Annotated in this window: 2 protein-coding genes; one reads left to right on the top strand and one right to left on the bottom strand. The window is 58.8% G+C overall.

Annotation, left to right across the window (positions count from 1 at the left end; all coding sequences use genetic code 11):
• Nucleotides 1–48: 48 nt before the first annotated feature.
• Nucleotides 49–1,116: a septation protein SepH gene (sepH, locus tag ACNPN0_RS11225; protein WP_105656758.1), complete on the bottom strand. Its 1,068-nt coding sequence runs from the start codon at nucleotides 1,114–1,116 to the stop codon at nucleotides 49–51.
• A 260-nt stretch (nucleotides 1,117–1,376) separates the two neighbouring features.
• On the opposite strand from sepH, the gene ACNPN0_RS11220 reads away from it, so the two are divergent.
• The gene (locus ACNPN0_RS11220; RefSeq protein ID WP_105656757.1) at nucleotides 1,377–1,676 is read left to right on the top strand and encodes a DUF4193 family protein; all 300 of its coding nucleotides are present in this window, start codon (nucleotides 1,377–1,379) and stop codon (nucleotides 1,674–1,676) included.
• The last annotated feature ends 34 nt before the right edge of the window (nucleotides 1,677–1,710 follow it).

Genomic DNA, 1,710 nt, shown 5'->3' with positions numbered 1-1,710 from the left:
GAATAAATGCTGCTCCCGCACCCGTATGCGCTCTAGCCCGGCGGCGCGTCAGGAATCGGTGTCCTTCTTGCGCTTGCCGAACATGATGTCATCCCAGCTGGGGACCGAAGACCGCTTGGCCTTGCGCGGAGCGGACTCCTCGGCATTCTGCTCGGACGGCTTGTCCTCAGTGCTGTTCGCACCGCCGGCATCCTGATCGGTGACGACCACCAGCTGCGAAGTGCGTGCCGAAATTCCTTGCGGAAGGTGCGGCAGCGAGTCCTCATCGTCGGCGTCGTACTTGCTCATGCTGCGTTCGATGATCTCGTTGTAGCGTGACTCGCGCTCCGGATCCTGGTCCTTCGTGCGCTGCCCACGACGAGCGTTCAGCAACGTGACCAGTTCTTCGGTCTCATCCGGTTCCGGGGTGCTGGCTGCAGGAGCCTGCTCAGGCTCTGGCTGGTTCAGCGCAGAGACCGGGCGAAAGTACTCAGGGGCCACCTGTTCGCTCAAGGTTTGTGCCCAGCGGTTCAGATTTTTCAACGACTTGCGTGCCGGGGTGAATGCCCACCGCGCACTGTTCGAGGAAGCTTCAGTGGAATCCGAGCCCAGGGACTCGACATTCTCGGTCGGCAGCGGGGAATCGAACTGCACGGTAACGATCCATTGGCCTTCTGGATCTTTCCAGGCGTTCCATCGAGCCGAGTCGGCGTCGATGTGCAGCTGGTGCAGGCGGTGGACCACCATGGAACCAAGATCCGCAGGCTCTTCGCCGAATACTTCCCGGTATTCGGCATCGGTTTGTGGTCCTGAAACCTCGACACGACGTGCTAGCTCGGCGATGTGCTCGCGCTCAGCCAGTACCGGACCTTCGTACTTGACGATGTCCTCGACTGGGATATCCCACTCGAGAGACAGATCGTAGGCGGAAGCACCAGCGCGCACTCGCGCTTGAATTTCGCGCGGCGAATGGACCGAGGACTCCTCACGGTTCCTTGGAGCCCGCGAACGGGCAATTTCGGCCATTGCACTGCGCAGTGCATCGTCAACAGGTAGCTCGAAGCTCATCCCGTCGTCGCTGCTGACCTGCAGGCTGGAACCATTTTCATGAATTCCTACCAGTCTCAGCTGACGCATTCCTACCCTCCACACGCTCTATTTCCTGTGTAAAACTCTGCCACCTCGAGGCCTGAATTCCTACCACCGCGCAGGGTGTGGCGCAAGATTAGTCATCAACCTCACGCAGTAATTCCTTGAACCTTCCGCCCATGGCATAGCGTGGCAAGAACGGGAATGGCTGACCCGGAATAACGCTATACTTCTATGCCGGTATAAGTTTTCACCTTGTGAAACAGCCGGCTAGGACGAAGACCTGCAGGAAAGAGCGAAAAACGATTATGGCAAATGAATCTGCTGCACCCGTGGCAATGTCAGAAGCGGAACGAGCCAAGGAAATCGCTCAGCTCAAGGCAGGCAAGACCGCAGCCATGGCCAACCTGGTCGACGAGGCCGAAACACCCTTGGCTGAGGAATATGTTTTGCCCGGCGGCGAAGCATCGCAGGAAGAAGCGAGCATCGAGATCCTGCCGGAGCAGGCAGACGAGTTCACCTGCGCATCTTGCTTCATGGTGCGTCACCGCACGCAGCTGGCCCGTGAAGACAACGGGCAGAAATTCTGCAGCGAGTGCGAAGGGTAGGAAGCTTACGCAACAGTTCTGACAGCGATGGCGT

This window comes from Glutamicibacter sp. AGC84, from assembly GCF_053543575.1.
The sequence above is the reverse complement of the archived record's forward strand: the minus strand, read 5'-3'. Positions and strand labels throughout refer to the sequence as shown.